The sequence below is a fragment of the Sphingobacteriales bacterium genome (genome assembly GCA_016706405.1).
Classification (GTDB): domain Bacteria; phylum Bacteroidota; class Bacteroidia; order Chitinophagales; family UBA2359; genus BJ6.
In genome coordinates this window covers 1-14,747 of sequence record JADJJT010000004.1, presented here as the reverse complement: position 1 = coordinate 14,747, position 14,747 = coordinate 1, and the positions used below count along the sequence as shown (strand labels likewise).

Genomic DNA, 14,747 nt, shown 5'->3' with positions numbered 1-14,747 from the left:
CCTATTTTTTAAAAATAAAGTTTTGAAACATGAAATTCATTTTTTTAGTAATTGCATTTTTAATGTCATCTTCATATTTAAAAGCAAATAATAAGATCATTTGCGACACAACTTATCTAGAATATCATGAACTTATTAATCAAGCAGAGAGATATTACTTCTTGAATAGTAATGTCGATAGCTCACTTGCGTATTATGATAAAGCTTTTGAACAGTATAGTTTTATTTTTCTTAAGGATTTAGTTAATGCTGCACAAATATGTGTATATGAAAGAAAATTGAAATTTAGAGAGTATCTTTTAAAAGGATTTAAATTTGGTCTCCAGATCAAGCACCTAAATCACTTTCCATTACTTAAAACCCTAACTGATGATTTATTTAGTGACACATCTTTCATGGAACAAGCAATACTAAATAGAAAAATTTATTTAAAAAACATCAATTACGAATACTTGCTTAAAGTATATGATTTAGGAATTGATGATCAAATCAAAAAGAGTCAGCCTGATGAGGTATACGCTATTGAAAAGAGAAGGAATATACAGAAAATAAAAGGTTGGATAAATAAATATGGATTTCCAAGTTCAAAACTTATAGGTATAGATGATAAAGATATTTTTAAAAACATTGGCAAACCCAATTTTGATATAGACAACAGGAAGTATAAGTTTTCTTCCAAAATAGATTACTATACTACTGAAGACAAATCTCTCTCGAATACAATATCAATGATTTTGCTGATACATAATCAGTGTACCTTTTTAGAATTTAAAGAAATATTATATACAGCGATGCTAAATGGCGAAATTCATCCCCGTGAAATAGGTTGTTTATATGATAATATGTATAGAGATGTGAATTCAATATTTTATATATGCAAATATCCAGATGTTCAAAATGGACTATTTTACTTAAATCTTTTTTGTGATTATAAAAAGTTTTCAATCGACAAAGAAAAGGTCAATAATCTAAGGTCACAGTGGAATATTGTGGAAGTAGAGGTGGATGAAAAGAAAAAACAATTTGAAGAAAAGTATGGCTTCAAATTATTTTATGGATTTTGGAAATGTATGTAAGATGAAAGCTGAAAATATCACTATACAATCCGATGCATTTGACACCAGCACCGATGACGTAATGTCATGGATAAATTTCTTAGCACCAAATAAGAAGATTAAAGCTCTGATGGATGATACATATATTCAATTTATCGAAGTATTCCTAAGCAATGAGGATTCATTTTTGAATTTAAATGGTTACAAAATACCTAATGATAGTTCATATTGGTACCGACGAGGTCAGTATAAGTTAAGTAATTCTTATACAACTGATAGTGATTTTCTGAGGAGAGGTATCGCAAAGGAATACATTGATCCTATATTCTCCTTTGTTGAATTCTTTGACCCGAAAAACGGAATTAATAAATTCTCAGACAATAGAATCGAAAAACTAAATATTCTACAAGATTGCATTGAATTAGGATTGCAAATACCTGAAACACTGATAACTTCTAAAATTGAAAGAGTAAAGGAGTTTTTAATGAAACATGAAAGAATAATTTGCAAACCAGTAAGAAATCCATTTAGCCGTTTCAAATATAAAAATAAAGAAATAAAGTTTAGTGCTCCCACTTTGTTGATTACCTCAGAAAATATAGACTCATTTCCGAAAATATTTTTACATAGTATGTTTCAGGAATACATTGACAAAAAAGTTGAACTACGGTCATTTTATCTAAAAGGTCGTTTTTTTACAATGGCAATTTTCAGTCAAAACAATCCGAGAACAATGGTCGATTTTAGGAACTACGACCATGCCAAACCAAATAGAGTAGTCCCATATACATTGCCTTCTAGTTTGCAAGAACAACTTAAAACATTAATGAATAAAAACCGACTTGATAGTGGATCATTTGATATAATTCTGACTCCAGAAAGTGAATATATTTTTCTAGAAGTAAACCCTATTGGGCAATTTCAATGGCTAAGTCGGAATTGTAATTATTTCTTAGAAAAAGAGATCGCAGAATTGCTCATTAAATTATAAAGAAATGAATGAAAAAGATTTTGTTGAGAAAATAAAGGAGCAAATAGCTCAGTCACCTGAGAAGTTTCCATTTATTGCACCTAAGTGGGAAATTAATATTTCATCTACTATGGAACTTAAAGTTGCCAATTATTCTAGACATCAGACTAAGTCTCATATAACGAGACCTTTTTACAAACCAATATCTAAAATAGTTGATATTGAAAAAATGGATGAAAATGAAAAATAAGGAAATACTTAGTCTCTTTGCAAATTGCATGATAGTAGACGGTCATTGCCGATCTATCATATGTGATTTGCAACGAAACTCATATCATTTAATACCATTGTCATTGTCTAATTTATTTGTAGATAAGAGATACATACATGTCCCAACGACATTTGAAAATGTAAGTAGAGAACATCATGATATCTTGAAAGATTATTTTGAGTTTTTACTTGAAAAAGAGCTTGTTTTCGAATTAAGTAACATTAGCGACTTAGATAATTTTCCACCGTTAAATTTAGACTGGAATTATCCATCAAGTATTTCAAATGCCATAATTGATGTGTCAAAAGATTACAACCATGACTACTCTTTGGAATTTGCTCAGCTTGAAGATTTAGGCTGCCGTCATTTACAAATAAGATTTTATAGAACCCCGTCCATTGATGAACTTGAACTTATAAGTGATTTGATATATGGTAATAATTTTATTTCAATACAATGCTTATTTCCATATGACATAGCAATATTAAATACAATAAGAGATATTATAGATAATAATATAAAATTCTCTTCAATAATTCTGTACGGAGCTCCATTTGATAAAATAATATATGATTCAGGTGGATATGGTGTTGGTACTATATTATCTACAATGGATAATATATTTGATGAAAGTAATTGTGGTTGTATTCATCATAAATATTTTTCAGTTAATATTGAGAATTTCACGGAGTCTATGTCTTACAATACTTGTTTGAACCGCAAAATAGCCATTGATAAAAATGGTTACATTAAGAATTGCCCCAGTATGCAAAAAAGTTACGGTCATGTGGATAATACAACAATTTCGGATGTATTAAAAAATTTGAAATTTAAAGCGTTATGGGAGATAAATAAAAATAGAATTGAGAAATGCAAAGACTGTGAGTTCAGATATATATGTACAGATTGTAGAGCTTACACGGAAAATCCAAATGACATTTACTCTGCACCCTTGAAATGCGGCTATAATCCGTATAAAGGTGAATGGGATGATTGGACTAGTAATCCATTAAAGGAGCAAGCAATCCAGTATTATAATTTAAGGTGATTTATGAACAAAATTAAACTAATAAGACAATTAGATGATGCTGATTGCGGCCCAACATGCTTAGGTATGTTATTATCATTTCACGGGAAATATATTAATCTACCTACTCTAAGAAATGACTGTGGGACATCTAAAATTGGAGTATCGCTAAAAAGCATTTCTTTAGCCGCTGAGAATTATGGGTTTAGAACAATAATTGTAAAGATAAATTATTACTCTACACACGATAAAGCAGGATTATTGGATTTTCCTTTACCTTGCATTGCCCACTACAATCAAAAACACTTCGTAGTAATATATAAGATCAACAAACGTCATGTCTGGATAGCTGACCCCGCCCATGGAAAAATAAAACTCACCAAAGAACAATTTGAAAAATCTTGGTGTAGCGACGGAGATAAGGGTATTGTACTTGGCTTAGAGCCGACTCCAGAATTTTATAAACAAAACTTGTCTGTTGATAAGGATTCAAGTAATTCTTGGGCATCAATTTTCCAATATTTAAGACCCTACAAGAGGCTAATAATACAGTTTGTAATTGGCATCATTGCAGGTTTGCTTTTCAAGTGATGTTTCCCTTTCTTACTCAATCCTTGATAGATGTAGGTGTGCAAAATCAAAACCTAAATTTTGTTTGGCTCATCTTAATTGCTCAGTTGGTCTTATTTACAAGTCAAACATTTGTGCAATTCATACAGTCTTGGATTATTCTCCAAATTGGTAAGAGAATCAATGTCAATCTCATCTCTGATTTTCTAAGCAAACTCATGAAATTACCATTGGGATATTTCGATAGCAAGAACGTAGGTGATTTGGTTCAGAGAATCAACGATAACTATCGGGTTGAACAGTTTTTGACAGGTTCAGTGCTCAATATAGTTTTTTCATTCTTGACCTTGATCGTATTTAGTGTGATTTTGCTATTCTACGATTTGACCATTTTTCTTGTCTTTGCTTTTTTCTCGACATTATATGTAGGATGGGTCTTACTTTTTATGAAGAAACGTGCAAAAATAGACTATTTGGCATTTCGACAACAATCAGACAATCAACATACTCTTTTTGAGATGATACACGGGATGCAGGAGATCAAACTGCAAGGAAGTGAACGAAAAAGAAGATGGAAGTGGATTGACATACAAGGTATTTTGTTTAGAGTACAATCCAATTCCTTATCACTTCGTCAATATCAAGATTTTGGGGCATTGTTTTTTACTCGACTAAAAGACATCATTATTTCATTCCTTGCAGCGAAAGCTGTAATCGGCGGGAGTATCAGTTTAGGTACTTTGGTAGCTATACAATATATAGTGGGGCAGCTGAATGCCCCATTTGACCAATTTATACAATTTCTTCGTTCTGCACAGGATGCAAAACTTAGCCTTAACCGAATGAGTGAAATTACCGAAGTAGAACCCGAAGAAAGGGCAGAAGATAATCTGATACAAGAAATTCCAGAAAAGGCTGATTTGATTCTTGAAAATCTTTCCTTTCATTATAGCGGTTCTGAAAAAGACGTTTTGGATAACATAAATTTGACAATCCCTTCAGGCAAAGTGACTGCGATTGTTGGTATTAGCGGTAGTGGAAAAACCACCTTACTCAAACTTTTACTGGGTTTTTATCCACCTTCAAAAGGTAGAATCCTTGTTGGCAATACGCCGTTACAAGCCATAAGTAAGTCTTTTTGGAGAAGTAAATGTGGTACGGTTATGCAAGATGGATATATCTTTTCAGATACCATAGGAAACAATATTGCTGAAAGTGATGATGTATTGGACTTCAAGAAATTAGATCATGCTTTGCATGTAGCCAATGTATCTGACTTTGTGTATTCATTACCACTTTCCTACAATACGATGATAGGCTCAAAAGGTTTGGGAGTCTCACAAGGTCAGCGACAAAGATTACTCATAGCGAGAGCAGTGTATAAAAATCCCGAATTTCTTTTTTTTGATGAAGCGACCAATGCACTTGATGCGACCAACGAAAGAATTATCATGGAAAATTTGAATAATTTTTATGAAAACAAAACCGTCATCGTAGTAGCTCATCGTCTGAGTACTGTGAAAAATGCGGATCAAATAGTAGTCATCCATGATGGAAAGATAGCGGAAATTGGCACACATAAAACTTTGGTAGCAAACCAAGGAATGTACTACAATCTTGTGCAAGATCAACTGGATTTAGAGCGAGATCATACTTCATTGAATGGTGCAATCACTACAAAAATGATTCCAGATGCCTGAAATAGTCCAAAAAGAAGAACATTTGGCCATTGAAAACATTTTTGGCAAACCTCCAGGTTGGATTTTGAACTGGGGAATATCATTGGGATTTATATTCCTAATTGTTTGTTTTGGTGTAGCATATTTTATCAAATACCCTGACAAATTGAGTATGACAGGAGAACTCATCGTCGGACAAAAACCCATTGAGATAGTACCAAAAGTAAGTGGGCTAATTGATTCACTATATGCAGAAGATAAAAGTGTTGTGTCAAAGGGAGATATTTTACTCACCATCCAATCCACGCTAGACGAAAATAGCATAGGTCAGTTTTATGATTTTGAAAAATCTTTTAAGCAAGTTGAGTCCATACCTGATTACTTAAAACTAAAATCACCCGAAGAATTAAATTTAGGAGAGTTGACACCCAACTATGCCAATCTTAAACAGGCTTTTTTAGAATTTCAAAATTTCCTGCGGGATGCTTCAGTATTTGTAAAAATTGATGCTTTACAAAAAGAGATTGAACAGATTAACAAACTGAACAAATCCCTAAATAAACAAGGCGAATACCACAATCAAGATGTGTCGCTAACAGAAAAGGACTACAATCGAAATGTGAGCTTAGAGAAGGATGGAGTAGTGGCTACCGTAGATCGCGAAAGGGCTGAATCGAAGTTACTAAGTGAAAAACGAAATCTTGAGGCCTTCAAATCAAATATCATTAGCAATGATGTAAGAATCCAACAGCTAAAAACCCAAATAGCAGAACTCACAGCAGAGAGAAGAAATGGTGTAAATACAAGATTATTTACCCTAAACCAACAAATAGAAGACTTAAAAAGCAAAATAGCAGAATGGCAAGACAAATACATCATCAAAACCCCAATATCTGGCCGAATAGCATTTAATCAAAGAATCATCGCAAATGACTTCATCAAATCATCAGAACCACTCATCACCATCATTCCAGAAATCAGGAATGATCAATCTTTAACTATTGAAGGCCTTTTGCCCATAAAATCATCAGGAACATTGAAAGTAGGCCAAAAAGCTATCGTTAATCTGGAAAACTACCCAAGTAATCAATACGGGACAGTCAATGGAATCGTCAAAGATATAAGCCTTCTGCCCAATGAAGAAAATTATAGGGTTGAAATAGAGTTGCCAGAAGGGTTAAAAACGACGTACAAAAAAGAAATTCCAATCCGTCCAAGTCTCAAAGCGAATGTTTCAATCAATACACAAGAATACAGTTTATTAGAACGAATATTTCAAAATATACTTGACATCACAAAAAATAGAAATCAATGAAATCAAAAGCCAACACAATGTCAGGCACATTTGTCAGCCACTCAAAATGCCAACCCACAATACCAATGCTGCCAAAAGAGCCTGCCAGCCAACTCAAAAATTAAAAAAGAGATGAAGATAGAATCACCACACATAACAAGCGGTATGACGATCATGCCTCCTATCGTCGGCACGACGCATACCGCAGAACCGTTATAAGCAAGCCTAAAAGACGACCGTGCAACCGTAAGACGGACAACAAAACGTCCAGACTTTTGACTTTCAAACTAACTTTCGGGCGACAAAAAATCGGTTGACCATTTCGCTGTAACTCGACACCGACCAGACAAGTTTGCGGACACCCAAGCCAACGCATTTGTTTTAAAAATTTTTCCCACCGCACATTTAAAAAAATAATTTTAGTCAGCCCGCATTGGCACATTTGGGGTTTGCCCCCTCACACAACCCAACACACAGGCAAACCCCAAAAGAGCCAATTAACCACCGCACCAAGAAGATTTTCGTCACATTTTAAAGTTTTCTCAAAAAAACTTGCAAGTGTGAATATAAATCAATTACCTTTGCAGAGTGAATATTCACTAACATACATTTGAAATGATAGCAACAATATCTGACAGACAACTTGAAATTATTGAAGCGGCAGGAAAAATACTCACCACTTCAGGGGTTAGTGGCTTAACTATAAAGAACCTTGCCAAAGAAATGAAGTTTTCTGAAAGTGCTATTTACAGGCACTTTACAAGCAAGGAAGAAATCATTATTGCCTTACTTGAATATCTTGCTAAGAGTATGGATGAACGCTATACCAATGCGATTTCAAGTGAACAATCAGCCGAAGAAAAATTTACAACGCTATTTCAAAATCAATTTTCATTTTTTAAAAAGCATCCGCATTTTGTAGTGGCAGTTTTTTCTGACGGATTAATGGAAGAAAGCCAACGCATCAATGAAACAATATTGAAAATAATGGGTGTAAAAATGAAACACCTGATGCCTATTATTCTGGAAGGTCAACAAAAGAAGGTTTTTACTAATGCAATTACATCCGATGAGTTAATGCATATCGTGATGGGAACTTTTAGACTGCAAATGTTTAAATGGAGAGTTGCAAATTTTCAATTTGACATTACTCGAAACGGTGACAATATGATACAATCTGTATTAACATTAATCAAATCTAAATGAAGAAAATACTTCCATATTTATTTGCAACTCTCCTCGCTGGGTTTGGCTTGCTTACTTTATTCCTATCATCTGTAATTTTTGATTTGTTTGGTATTAGAGCCAAAGAGGGCAATTATGTTCTGTTTGTGGTTTGGTCAAATTTCATCAGTAGCATTCTATATATTTTTGCAGCTTATGGGTTTATTAAAAACAAAAGATGGACAGCTACACTCTTAGTAATTTCAACACTCATACTGATAGCCGCTTTTATCGGTCTTAAAATTCACATCAATTCAGGTGGCATTTATGAAACAAAAACTGTTGGTGCAATGATTTTCAGAATAGCGGTAACGTTTGTATTTGCAATCATTGCATTTTTCACTATCAATAAACAATTAAATAATAATCATAATGAATAAATTAATCTTAACATTTGCCGTAGGTAGCTTATTGCTATACAGTTGTGGCAATTCCACAAACGAGAAATCAAATAATCAAACAGAAGTTGCCGAACAAAATAATCATCATCACGATGATGAAAGCGAAGCAATTGAACTCAACAATGGCGAAAAATGGAAAGTTGATGCCAATATGATAACACATATTCGCAATATGGAAAATGATATTAATCACTTCGCTAATGTTGAGCAAAAAGACTTCAAATCATTAGCTGAAAAACTACAAAGCAATATTGATTTACTTACATCTAATTGCACAATGAAAGGCAAAGCACACGATGAACTTCATAAGTGGCTTTTGCCATACATTGATATGGTAAAGGAACTTTCAGAAGCTAAAAACGAAACCGAAGCATCAGAGCAGTTTAAAAACATACAAACTTCATTTTCAACATTTAACCAATATTTCCAATGAACATAAAAGAATTACATACACAAGAAAAACAGTTTCAGCAACTTCTCTTTCAAAGTACCTAGGCAATGCAACAGCTATCCAAATTTTGAAAGGCGAGAAATTAAAAGAGCATATCACCAAAACACCAGCACTTTTGATTTGCGTGGAAGGAGAAGTGATTTTTGAAAATGAAAAAGGATAATGGAAACACTATTGTCAGATGACTTTATAAATATTGAACCAATGGTAAAACATTGGGTTGTAGGAACAATTGAAAGTCAATAAATACTCATTAAGTAAAAAAAAAAATTGACCAATGAAGTTAGCGAATATTCACAAACACATTTTAATTCTACTTTTAACGATAGGATTTCAAACTGCCCAAGCACAAACTTGGACTTTGCAACAATGTATTGATACGGCAAAGGTTCGGAATAAAAACCTACAAATGAGCAGAAACAATATGGCCATTGGTGAACAAAGAGAGAAAGAAGCCAAAGCCAATTTAATTCCTAAAGTTACAGCAAATGCAGACTACAGATATTACTATAATTTACCCTATCAACTGCTTCCAATAAATGCTTTTAATCCAGCAGTTCCAGAAGGTCAATATAGAGCAATTCAGTTTGGAGTTCCGCATAACATCAACGCCAATTTGCAACTATCAATGCCATTGTATAATCCACAAGTTTATGGAGCTATTCAAACAACAAAATCGCTTCGGAATTGACCGACTTACGGTATCAAAAAACTGAGGAGCAAATCTATTTTGAAATTTCCAATTTGTATTACAATGCCCAAATATTGCATCATCAATTGGCATTTATTGACAGTAATCTGATCAATGCAGAAAGACTTCTGAAAATATGCAATTGCTCAATGAACAATTGCTTGCCAGAGGAACAGATGTTAGCAAAGTAAAATTGCAAGTATCGCAATTAACCACCCAAAAGGAAACCATCAAAAGCAAATGACGAAGGTTCTAAATGCGTTGAAATTTGCTATGGGTATTTCCAGTGAACAAAATCTGCAAATAGAAGCAAACATTCAATATCAAAACACAAATGAATATTCAACTTCATCAACCTTAGATATTCGAATAATAAAAACTCAAAACCGCTTATTGTCGAGTGAACTCAACACACTCAACAAATCAAGGTATTTGCCTTCGCTAAATCTGGTTGGAATGTATGGAACAACGGGCTTTGGGTATAACGGACAACCTGCTTCTTTTCTTGATTTTTTATCCGATTGGTTTTGCAGCATCCAGCTCTCATATCCTTTATTTAACGGAACGGTTACTTTAAGGAAAATAAATCAAAAGAGATTGGAACTTCAAAATAATGAACTTCAATTTAGCTTACTCTCTGAGCAAAACAATATGCAGGTTGAAAATGCAAAACTGCAAAGAAAGATTGCTCAACAGACAGTCGAAACCACAACTGAACAAATCCAATTGGCACAAACAATCTATGAACAAACCCTTCTTCAACAGAAACAAGGAACGGCAAGTTTAACGGATGTTTTGCTTGCGGACAATGTATTAAGCGAAGCACAACAAACCTACCTCTCTGCTGTAATTGATTATCTAAAAGCAGATTTAGAACTAAAAAAAATCACAGGAAATATTTCAACAACCAAATAATTATCACAATGAAAACAAAATCATCAATCCTAAAAAAGTGCTATATGTCATCATACCGTTGGCGATAATTGCCATTGTAGTAATTAAGTTGAAAACAAATAAGGAAATTACGCAGAGTAAAGTATATCAATACGATAAAGAACAAGCTATAAATGTTCAGGTAGATACATTGCAATTGGAAAATGTGAATGCAGAATTTTCTTATTCAGGCACATTTGAACCCAATAAGAAACCAAAATAAGTGCCGAATTACAAGGGAAAAATCAATACTATTTTAGTTGATGTTGGAAGCGTTGTAAGTAAAGGTCAAACTTAATTCAGCTCGACAATTCTTTGCTGAATTTGCAATTGCAAACTATTGACGTGCAAATTGAAGGCTTGGAAGCCGATGTAAATCGCTATACCATTTTGGCTAAAGCAGATGCAATTCAAGGCGTTCAATTAGAAAAGGCGGAATTAGGTTTGAAATCTGCAAAAGTTCAGAAAGCTACTTTGTTGGAGCAGATAAACAAACTACTATTAAAGCACCTTTTAGTGATGTAGTTACGGCAAAGCTTAGTGAAGAAGGCGCTTTTGCCGCACCAGGAGTTCCATTACTTCAAATAACGGACATTACTACTTTAAAATTCACCGTAAATGTTCCCGAAAAGATTTAAGCCAGCCCAAATTAAATCAAAGCTATTCTCTTTAGGCAGATGCTTATTCTGAAAATTTATTGACTGGAAAAACTACTATGATTGGTAGTAAATCTAATATTGGCGTAGTTTTCCTGTTCAGTTTATGGTAAATAACACATCCGACTTAAAAATAAAATCTGGGATGTTTGGTAAAGTTTTACTCAAGAGCGAAACGTCTGGAAAGGGAATTATCATTTCGTCTTCTGCCATACAAGGCACTGAAAACCAATCTCAAGTTTACATAGTGAAAAATGGGAAAGCCCTTTTGAAAAACATCACTATATCAAATAAGATACAGAACAAAGCAGTTGTTTCCAATTGGATTAAATGAAGGTGATGCAATTGTAACCAATGGATTTATAAATCTTTTTGACGGTGCAAATGTAATTGTTAAATAAAATCAACGAAAAATGAATATTACAGAAATATCAATCAAACGACCTTCGCTGATAATAGTGCTTTTCAGCGTATTTACTTTATTAGGATTTATCGGATATAAAAATTTGAGTTATGAGTTAATGCCCGACTTTAATCAGCTTGTTGTGGTAATTAAAACAGTATATCGAGCGCGAACCTAACGAAGTAGAAACATCCGTTTCACGAAAATAGAAGATGCTTTTATCCAACTTGGAAGGTGTAGATTACTTGGTTACAAAGTCATTGCCCAATGCTTCTATCATCATTGCCAATCTGAAATATGGAACAGATTTGGATAAGTCAATGCAAGACGCACAACGCTACATGACAACATTCGCAAAGATTTACCACAGGATATTTTAAGTCCTGTAGTGAGTAAAGTTTCGCCAGACGATTTGCCGATAATGTCTATCAGTGCAACAAGCGATTTGTCTGCCACCGAGTTTTATCAGAAAATGAATGATGATTATCTGCCACAAATTCAACAAATAAAAGGTGTAGCAGAGATTACTGTTTTAGGAGGAGAGGAAAGAGAGATACAAGTAAAAATTAATCAGGACAAACTGGGAGTACAAGATATCAATGTTTCAGCTTGTTGAAGCAATTAAGCGATCGGGCTTGGACTTACCTGCTGGAAAGGTGCAAACAGAAAGCAATTCAAGTTCGTTTAGCAGGACAATTCGCACTTAGAGGATATTAAAAACGTCCAAGTTACAATGACTGTTTCGGAAGTCCTGTTTATGTTAGAGATGTTGCTGAAGTTGTTGATGGCATTAAGAGAAACGACTTCAATAAGTCGACTACAATGGCAAAAAGGCATTGGCTTATTGTTGAAAAACAAAGGGGATTGTAAACGCTGTAGATGTTTCAAGATCAGTTCGTGACAAATTTCAATCCAGCGAACAACATTATACCCTAGTTCGGGTGTGAAATTTTTTTGTTACGTTTACTAGCACCGAACAACACGATCCGCAGCTGTAAACTCTGTTGTTTTGACTTATTTTAGCCGTTATACTAGTCTCGTTGGTAATGCTTTTATTTCTACGAAGTTCCCCAAAATCCTTATTATGTATTCGTTGCTATTCAACATCTTTGAATTTACTGCATTTGCTGTAATGTGGCTTTAAACGACTTACACCTTCAATTTAATGACCTTACTAGCAATGTCTTTAATCATTGGTATTCTGGTAGATGACGCTGTTGTTTGTTTTTAAGAAACATACAAAAAGCATTTTAGACAAGGGAAGACAAACAAACTGCACCAATGAATGGTCGATTAGAACCCCGCGAGAAGTTGCTGCACTATCCATCACCCTTGTTGACGTTGTTGTATTTTTCACTATCCGCCTTTTTAAGTATTTGTTGCTGATATGCTCAAACAGTTTCGATTGTTGTTTGTCGCTTCCACGCTCACTAGTTTACTCGTAGGATTGCCCTCAACCCCATATTTAGCTTCACGCATCGGGGAAGAGGGAAAACACAAAACCTACCAACATTTTCAACAAATTCTTGCTTTTGTTTGAACATCAGTTAGAAAAATTTCACCAATTGGTATGGCCGAGAAAATTAGAATAGGTTTAAATCACAAGAGTGCCTTTACGAAGGTGTCGTTCTATTGCTTTTCTTAATGACTTCAGGGTATAATGAAACAAGGTATTATCTGACAAAGAACTCTGTTTCAACGAAAGGCGATCGCATTTTAGAATGGTTTTGGAGTTTGACGACCCAAACATCCATTCATCAAAATAATTTAATCTCTCAAGATATTGAAAAGATACACATTCTTCAACAACCAAGAAGTTTACAACGCTTTTTGTAACAATGGTGGACTAAAGCACGGAGCATAATAAGGAAGCCTAGGTGTTGGATCAATAAATAAATCTGAATTAACAATTCAATTAAAAGCGAAGAACTCAAAAGTGTAGGAAATAAGTTCCCCACAGGAAACACTGATGAAAAAACTGCGTGAAGATTTAAAATCCGGGTTTCCAAGGTACCAACTACTTTCTATGTCATCTCTACAAGTTCCATGCCACGTATCACTCTAGTAGAGATTACGTCTTGAGGTGGAGAGTGATATAAATCAAACTTAGTGATATGAAAGCTAGAATAGATGTAAAACGCCATTAGAAAAAATTCCTGGTGCTGATAATGTTCGACTATCATTGAAGCCGGAAGTGCTGAATACAAAATAATCCCTGAAAATGATAAAATGCAGCGATTGGGTTTAAATATGGCTTATGTTGGAATGAACTTAAAATTACTTTTACCGGAAATAATGATGCAAAATGACCAGAAAAAGGAAGGCGTAGAATATCAATTAAGAATATGGTTTAGATGGAGTTTAAGCGACAAGAATTACGACGATGTTCAGCATCTATCAATTATCAACCCATTGGGACAAATATTGAGGTTTCACCAATTTTGCACATGTAGAACAAGACAATTCTCCTCTTTACTGAGCGAAAAGATCGTCAACCTTCGCAGTTACATTGACTTCTGATGCATGGGCAGGCCATCTGGGACAGTTGCGGATGATGTTGTTGCTTATCTTAAAGAAAATCCATTTTGCCAGAGAAATTCGAATGGCAACGATATTAAAAGACAAAATGATAGTTTTGGCGCATTGGAGTTCAGTATTGCTTATATCGTTTTACCCCATTTACCTGATTATGGTTGCGCTGAAAAACCATCTTTATTTATCCTTTGGTCGTCTTATTCTCCATTCCCGTTGCTGCAAGTGGGGCCTTTTTAGCATTGAATTTATCTTTGAGCAATTTGAGCTTATTTGCATTATTGGGCTTAGTCCTGTTGATGGGTCTGATTGCTACACAAGCATATTTTTAGTGTGGATTATACAAAATCGAATTAAAAGCCGAAAGCAAACACTTTAAAGAAGCACTAATCATAGCAGGAAAGGGGCGAATGGGGCCAATACTCGTAACTAGGATTTCGATGGTCATTAGGCATACTTCCCAATTACCCGTAGCTGCAGGGAACGGCGGCCCGGAATGGAAAAATGGACTAACTTTGGGTAGGGGTTGGCGGATTGCTTTCTTCTCTTATCTTGTTGGTATTTTTAGTCCCAATGGTTTATTATTTAGT

General features: G+C 34.3%; 10 protein-coding genes and 4 pseudogenes. All 14 read left to right on the top strand.

Annotated features, from left to right (window positions below; genetic code table 11):
• Positions 1–29 precede the first annotated feature (29 nt).
• A complete protein-coding gene (locus IPI59_16150; protein MBK7529018.1) occupies positions 30–1,076 on the top strand; it encodes a hypothetical protein in 1,047 nt (348 codons plus the stop codon).
• A complete protein-coding gene (locus IPI59_16145; protein MBK7529017.1) occupies positions 1,036–2,046 on the top strand; it encodes a hypothetical protein in 1,011 nt (336 codons plus the stop codon). Before IPI59_16150 ends, IPI59_16145 begins: the two co-directional genes overlap by 41 nt.
• Before the next feature lie 4 nt (positions 2,047–2,050).
• The gene (locus IPI59_16140) at positions 2,051–2,275 is read left to right on the top strand and encodes a hypothetical protein (GenBank protein ID MBK7529016.1); all 225 of its coding nucleotides are present in this window, start codon (positions 2,051–2,053) and stop codon (positions 2,273–2,275) included.
• The gene (gwsS, locus tag IPI59_16135; protein ID MBK7529015.1) at positions 2,265–3,344 is read left to right on the top strand and encodes a grasp-with-spasm system SPASM domain peptide maturase; all 1,080 of its coding nucleotides are present in this window, start codon (positions 2,265–2,267) and stop codon (positions 3,342–3,344) included. The genes IPI59_16140 and gwsS overlap by 11 nt, the downstream gene beginning before the upstream one ends.
• A 66-nt stretch (positions 3,345–3,410) precedes the next feature.
• Positions 3,411–5,593: pseudogene (locus IPI59_16130) on the top strand (peptidase domain-containing ABC transporter).
• The gene (locus IPI59_16125; GenBank protein ID MBK7529014.1) at positions 5,586–6,887 is read left to right on the top strand and encodes an HlyD family efflux transporter periplasmic adaptor subunit; all 1,302 of its coding nucleotides are present in this window, start codon (positions 5,586–5,588) and stop codon (positions 6,885–6,887) included. The pseudogene IPI59_16130 and the gene IPI59_16125 overlap by 8 nt, the downstream one beginning before the upstream one ends.
• Positions 6,888–7,481: 594 nt before the next feature.
• Positions 7,482–8,072: a TetR/AcrR family transcriptional regulator gene (locus IPI59_16120; GenBank protein MBK7529013.1), complete on the top strand. Its 591-nt coding sequence runs from the start codon at positions 7,482–7,484 to the stop codon at positions 8,070–8,072.
• A complete protein-coding gene (locus IPI59_16115; GenBank protein MBK7529012.1) occupies positions 8,069–8,470 on the top strand; it encodes a hypothetical protein in 402 nt (133 codons plus the stop codon). Before IPI59_16120 ends, IPI59_16115 begins: the two co-directional genes overlap by 4 nt.
• Positions 8,463–8,924, top strand: coding sequence for a hypothetical protein (locus IPI59_16110; GenBank protein ID MBK7529011.1), 462 nt, complete (start codon positions 8,463–8,465; stop codon positions 8,922–8,924). The genes IPI59_16115 and IPI59_16110 overlap by 8 nt, the downstream gene beginning before the upstream one ends.
• Positions 8,921–9,188, top strand: a pseudogene (locus tag IPI59_16105) (hypothetical protein). Before IPI59_16110 ends, IPI59_16105 begins: the two are co-directional and overlap by 4 nt.
• Before the next feature lie 31 nt (positions 9,189–9,219).
• Positions 9,220–10,548: pseudogene (locus tag IPI59_16100) on the top strand (TolC family protein).
• Positions 10,549–10,570: 22 nt separating this feature from the next.
• Positions 10,571–11,623: pseudogene (locus tag IPI59_16095) on the top strand (efflux RND transporter periplasmic adaptor subunit).
• A 351-nt stretch (positions 11,624–11,974) separates the two neighbouring features.
• A complete protein-coding gene (locus IPI59_16090) occupies positions 11,975–12,241 on the top strand; it encodes an efflux RND transporter permease subunit (GenBank protein ID MBK7529010.1) in 267 nt (88 codons plus the stop codon).
• Between the two features lie 1,907 nt (positions 12,242–14,148).
• On the top strand, positions 14,149–14,397 hold the full coding sequence (locus tag IPI59_16085) for a hypothetical protein (protein MBK7529009.1): 249 nt from the start codon (positions 14,149–14,151) through the stop codon (positions 14,395–14,397).
• The last annotated feature ends 350 nt before the right edge of the window (positions 14,398–14,747 follow it).

Excerpts from the sequence above, each read along its gene's own strand:
- IPI59_16145 (MBK7529017.1), top strand. The coding sequence starts at position 1,036 with ATGGCTTCAAATTATTTTATGGATTTTGGAAATGTATGTAAGATGAAA.
- IPI59_16110 (MBK7529011.1), top strand. The coding sequence starts at position 8,463 with ATGAATAAATTAATCTTAACATTTGCCGTAGGTAGCTTATTGCTATAC.
- IPI59_16085 (MBK7529009.1), top strand. The coding sequence starts at position 14,149 with ATGGGCAGGCCATCTGGGACAGTTGCGGATGATGTTGTTGCTTATCTT.
- IPI59_16140 (MBK7529016.1), top strand. The coding sequence starts at position 2,051 with ATGAATGAAAAAGATTTTGTTGAGAAAATAAAGGAGCAAATAGCTCAG.
- IPI59_16115 (MBK7529012.1), top strand. The coding sequence starts at position 8,069 with ATGAAGAAAATACTTCCATATTTATTTGCAACTCTCCTCGCTGGGTTT.
- IPI59_16125 (MBK7529014.1), top strand. The coding sequence starts at position 5,586 with ATGCCTGAAATAGTCCAAAAAGAAGAACATTTGGCCATTGAAAACATT.
- IPI59_16120 (MBK7529013.1), top strand. The coding sequence starts at position 7,482 with ATGATAGCAACAATATCTGACAGACAACTTGAAATTATTGAAGCGGCA.
- gwsS (MBK7529015.1), top strand. The coding sequence starts at position 2,265 with ATGAAAAATAAGGAAATACTTAGTCTCTTTGCAAATTGCATGATAGTA.
- IPI59_16150 (MBK7529018.1), top strand. The coding sequence starts at position 30 with ATGAAATTCATTTTTTTAGTAATTGCATTTTTAATGTCATCTTCATAT.